The organism is Bacillus sp. ISL-47 (genome assembly GCF_018613175.1).
Classification (GTDB): domain Bacteria; phylum Bacillota; class Bacilli; order Bacillales; family Cytobacillaceae; genus Cytobacillus.
Map to the genome: position 1 here is coordinate 1 of NZ_JAGGQS010000095.1, position 5252 is coordinate 5252.

Sequence of the window (5252 nt, forward strand, 5' to 3'; positions counted from 1 at the left end):
AAATCACTTAAAAAATAACTAATAGCTGCTTTCGGCGTAACTTCCATTATGGATGATTCCATATCCAGGCAAGGCAGTCAAAGTGAAAAGCCTTTGACTGCCTTGCCTGGATATGAAGACAAAAATCCATGGAAGTCACGCTCGAAAAATGAAAAGGGAATGAACCCCTAAAGTTTTGGTTGAAAACTGTTGTATTAAATTTTACACAATAATCAGGACTTGACTTTTGAAAACGCAATATATCGTCAACTTTACAAATTTTATCATCAGCTTCGGCTATATATCATCAACTTCGTCCATATATAGTCAACTAGGCAGAATATATCATCAACCAGGCAAAATTGCTAATGCGGATGAGCAGCCAGCATTCGGCACTTAAAATGATAAAGGAAAAATACGTCCATTTATTGAAATAAAAGAAAGGAGAGAGCGATAAAGAAGGTGGCCAAATGAATATATTAATTGATTTCTTGCAGGCGGAAGATTGGGAAGATGCTCGGGCAATCTATCTGGTAGGTATAGCTACCGGGCATGCAACTTTTCAAAAGGGTGCTCCTTCCTGGGGAGAGTGGGATGCGGGACATTCACGGGATTGCCGGTTGGCTGCCCGTTCAGAAGGAAAAGTGTTAGGCTGGGCAGCTTTAAGTCCAGTTTCAAGCCGGTGTGTTTATGAAGGGGTTGCAGAAGTAAGTGTATATGTAAAACAAGACAGCAAGGGAAAAGGAATTGGCGGTTTGCTTTTAAAATCCCTAATTAGTGAAAGTGAACGAAACGGATATTGGACATTACAAGCTGGAATTTTTCCCGAAAATGCTGCCAGTCTTCAATTACATAAGAAATGTGGTTTTCGCGAAGTCGGAAGGCGGGAGCGCATAGGCAAAATGGATGGTGTCTGGCGGGACACAATCCTGCTGGAAAGAAGAAGTAATGTAGTTGGAATTTAATAATAGGATGATAGTGAACTGGAAAAGGGAAGCTATCCATCGAAGAACTAGTAAATAGAATGGTTATGCCGAACAGTTTTTTAATAGGGTAAGGAAAACATCCTATATAAATAAAATCTTTGAATTAACTAAATATCATTTCCAATGCTTTACGGATTTGAGCAAAGGTAAGTGATCCTTAAAAAAAGGTACTTAATTTGTATAAGATGAGAACGTGTTTGTTGTGAGGGGAGGGATTTCATGGAAATAGAAGAAAAGAGGGAGCAGTTTAAGAAAAAGTTACGATGGGGAATGGGTTTCTTGACAGTCTTACTTGTTATGCTCCTTTTTGACAAGCAAAAGGTATATAAGGAAGAAAAGCCTCCCATGCCAATAGTATCGGTGGGGGAACAAGAAATACAGCCAGTTTTGGGAACATATAAATGGCATGGTGAAAAAGTGGAAAAGGAATTAACGGACCTAACAGGGTCGCTTGACTATAAGAATTTGGAGTATCGCGATAAATTAACAATTGATTTCCCAGATGATGAGCAGCCCATTTTTGTGGCTAAAGGAAACTATCATAATAACAAACTATATGTAAATCCTTATTCTAGTCATTTTGGCGAAGATGATTATTATTTAAGTAATTATTCAAGTATAGAAACTCCTTCACTTCACGCTTATTGGGAAGGTGGTAAAAGAGCTGAATATATTATTCCTTTAAATATTCGGCAGGTTAATCCTGAAAAAGAATATCTGGCTCACAGTAGAGGGTATCATTCACTGCTTCTTATAGGAGATGCAGAATCGGATGGGCAGTCAATAATAGATGAGCTTCACGAAGAATACCCAGCCTACTTGTTAGAAACGCATGGGTACATAGATACTGAAACAGCTAATAAGCATCATTCAGAATTGAACGTTGAAAAAGATCCAAGTTATATTTTATTTGATCAGGAAAAGGAAATATTCCGGACAAATACTTTGGAAGAATTGAAGAATTATATAAAAGAAAATTCTTATGTTCGCAAAAGGACTGTTGAAGGAATTGTTACTCGTATAGATCGCGAGTTTAGGTTCATAATGGTGGACGATCAGCCCTTATCAGCAGAAGATGTTACTTCTCTTCGGACAGGCCAAAAAATCAGTCTGGATGTGACTGATTTAAATAAAGAAATTCCCTTCTATCATAAAATAGAGAATATAAAAGTATTAAAAGAACCTGACCGCACTTTCCTGGACAAGAAATGGCTATCAAAGGAAAGAGATAAATTCTCGATCCTGGCAATCGGTGATTCATCTTTTACCAAGCCTTTCAAATCTCCGCATAAAGCTGACTTTAAATTAGCAGATAATATTACCATCCAAAAGTCACTTAAATTAGACGATGGCAAGGCGGAACCAGCCATCTATGTGTTTAACGATAAAGAATTACTATTCCAAACACGAGATTATGAAAACGTGCTGCAGTTTTTATTTGAAATGGAGCAATTATTACCTATGAAAAATGAAATGAAAGCCAATGATTATTAACAGTTATACTGATAACTATAACTGCATCTTACTGTAATGTTCATTAAACACTTTAAAAAGCCTTTCGTCTCCGCCCCGGTCGGGATGGAGGGCTTTTAACAGTTTCTTAAATTCTTTTTTGATTAATTGCTCATCGGTTTCAGTGTTTAAGCCCAAAAGCACGGCAGGGTGAAAGTCTGAGCCGGAAATGGCATGTTGTTTATGTATCATTTTCTTTAAGGAGCGCACCTTAGATTCCTCGATATTTATGCGGGTCTGCAGGATTTCGATTTGGCCTTTAAGGTTTTTAACTTCCTGAAGGATGCATTCCAATTGCCGCTGATGCTCTTCGGCTTGTTTTTGGATAATGAAATCTGTAAGATCTTTTATTTTAATTTTGTAGGCTGTTTTCCTTCTCTGATTGCGTTCCGCCTTGATTTTTCCTTCCTCAATCAAGCGTACGACATCCTGGTCACTGGCAAAAATGCCAGCACCCTTTAATTGTTCTGCAGCTTCCATTACATTCAGCATCTATTTTCACTCTCTTTATGAATAATCTCAGGTTACAAGGGTATTGCAGTCAGAATTATCATACCACTGATTTATTTCAGAAAAAGAACAGATAGATGACAGAATATTAAAGTCTTTTTACTGCGTAACAACTTTGTTTCAAGATCTTACAGTTATTGGATACATGAGTAGTTCTTTAAGAAACAGGTATTAAAGACATAAGGGAAAACATTTAATTGGAGGGGTTTGAGATGAAAAAACCAACAATGGTTCACTGGTTTCTGCTGGCGGCGCTGCAATGGCGGCCTCAGCTTATAGGAAGAAAGGAATCATAATGGTGAAGTGCTAGAGGATTCAAATAGGAGGAAAAGTGAAAAATGGACTAAATAGAAAGTGTGGGTGCAGATAAAGTTCCTGAAGAAAAGGCTTACCCAATATGATTCTGCTTAAGATCAGAATGGGTAGCACACGGCTTATTTGGAAGAAACAAAGAGACAAAAGTGTAAGGAAGGTCCCTAGATCAGGCTGCCAATTTGGCGGCTTTTTGTTTGCAAAAAAGGATAATAATCATCATTCCACAGTACCATCTGCCAATAACACTATGGAATGATGATCATTTTCCTTAAAATATCCATTGGCAAGGAAAAGGGAGTTGCTTTTATTTAATCGGGCGTTCCAGCGTTAAGATTTCATCTTCCATTGATGCATATTGCTGCTCAACTACATGTTTTACATCAGCAATAGCAGCATTGTAGAAATGCGGTGCGAGTGATTCCTTAGCAAAGTCCAAGACTCTTTCCGCACTAAATTCCGATATTTCCTCCCCTCTTTCTTGAGAAAAAAAGGTTTGAATATCCGAAATCATTTTTTGCTGCTGTTCTTTTGTAAGTTTTATAAACAAAAAAATCCATCCTCTCAAACTGTGATACATGTTACTATACATCCGAAATCCCAAAAAATATAGGCTGGTTTTCCATGAATTTATATGTACAATCAGGGTTCAGCAATAAGACCAGAATGTGCTTGACTATAAGCAGAGGTTTTATGGAAAAACATTAAAAAACAGTACAACTTAACTAAACCAATTGAACGTATTAACGGCGGGAATCTGCCGTTTTTTTATTCCCTTACATTAGGATCAGGTCATATGCAAAAGAATAACTGTCAGTTTATGGGCAAATAATAACAAAAAAATGTGGGGATGATGTGTTTTGGGTTTTGTTCTTTTGGTTTTTCTGGCTTGGCTTTTAATTCTACTGTATACAGTGATGAATAAGAAGCTAACGTTTATGGAAAATACCTTCGTTTATCTGGTGACGCTGGTCATAAATATTAATTATACATGGATTGTATATGAAGAGCTGAATATGGCTAAGATCTCTGAACAGGCATTGAATAATAGCGCATTTTTACTTCATCGGAGCATAACCCTTCCTTTGGTGGTCGTTATTACTCTGAATCTTTATCGGACAGCCAATGGCTTTGGTTCTAAATTCGTAAAAACCTTTCTGTCTGTATTATTTCTTGTGATTTCCATATACATAGCCCGCTATTTTGAAGTGGTGGAATATAAGAAGTGGAAGATGATTTATGAGGTTATTTATTTATTTTTACTTCATTTTGTTGCTTATTACTCCCTGAAATACTTTGAAAGCCTCCAAACAAAAGAGGTGAAGGCATCATGAAATTATGGGAGAGTTTTGACAAAAACGAAATTATTCTACTCGTGATGGTTGTGGCAGCCTATTTGGTGTATTTTCTGTTAATCAGAAAGCCGGACCGGCTCGCTCCTCAAATAAGAGTACTAAGTTTACTTTGGGGTCTGTCTATTGGGGTGCTATATGATTTTACAATAGGCGGGGGACAGACAGATTTCTATAAGGTAAATGATTTAAACAATTATGAAGTTACAGATGTGATGTACTATGTTTTATTTGCTCCTTTTGGCTATTTCTTTTTCTACCTGTATGAACGGTTTAAGATTAATAAAAAAACATTTATTATTTACGTACTGATTTGGGCTTTATTTGGTGTAGCAATTCAGTGGGTCTTAACGAAGGCAGGAATAATAACTCTGCAAGGAGGTTACAGGCTAGCACACTCATTCCCGATCTTTTTGTTCACCCAAACGATAACGGGAATTTATATTCAGCTTTTAAAAGCAAAAGAGCAGCTTCAGGCGGTGGAATAACATCAGAGGGCGGTCGAGGGTGTTTCGGCCGCTATTTTATATTAAGCATGGCGCTAATAACTGGGATACCATTTTGAAGCAGGTGAAATAAATAAATCGAGTAGGAGGGGGTG

The 5252-nt window shown here is 37.3% G+C and carries 6 protein-coding genes; 4 read left to right on the top strand and 2 right to left on the bottom strand.

The genetic code is table 11. The annotated features are described in order from the left end of the window. Window positions 1–449 precede the first annotated feature (449 nt). Together J7I93_RS24975 and J7I93_RS24980 are read left to right on the top strand one after the other, a co-directional pair. Window positions 450–944, top strand: coding sequence for a GNAT family N-acetyltransferase (locus tag J7I93_RS24975; RefSeq protein ID WP_214729618.1), 495 nt, complete (start codon window positions 450–452; stop codon window positions 942–944). A 240-nt stretch (window positions 945–1184) separates the two neighbouring features. Beyond that, window positions 1185–2459 carry a hypothetical protein gene (locus J7I93_RS24980; protein ID WP_214729621.1) on the top strand — a complete coding sequence of 425 codons (1275 nt, stop codon included), beginning with the start codon at window positions 1185–1187 and terminating at the stop codon, window positions 2457–2459. Window positions 2460–2474: 15 nt separating this feature from the next. Here the strand turns inward: J7I93_RS24980 and J7I93_RS24985 are convergent, their stop codons facing one another. Further along, on the bottom strand, window positions 2475–2969 hold the full coding sequence (locus tag J7I93_RS24985; protein ID WP_214988836.1) for a hypothetical protein: 495 nt from the start codon (window positions 2967–2969) through the stop codon (window positions 2475–2477). A 637-nt stretch (window positions 2970–3606) separates the two neighbouring features. Further along, window positions 3607–3849 carry a DUF2164 domain-containing protein gene (locus J7I93_RS24990; RefSeq protein WP_110063492.1) on the bottom strand — a complete coding sequence of 81 codons (243 nt, stop codon included), beginning with the start codon at window positions 3847–3849 and terminating at the stop codon, window positions 3607–3609. Between the two features lie 388 nt (window positions 3850–4237). Between J7I93_RS24990 and J7I93_RS24995 the strand changes: the two genes are divergently transcribed. Further along, entirely contained in the window at window positions 4238–4633 is a 396-nt protein-coding gene (locus tag J7I93_RS24995; RefSeq protein ID WP_214988838.1) for a hypothetical protein, read from the top strand. Next, a complete protein-coding gene (locus J7I93_RS25000) occupies window positions 4630–5139 on the top strand; it encodes a hypothetical protein (protein ID WP_214729625.1) in 510 nt (169 codons plus the stop codon). Before J7I93_RS24995 ends, J7I93_RS25000 begins: the two co-directional genes overlap by 4 nt. Window positions 5140–5252: the final 113 nt, after the last annotated feature.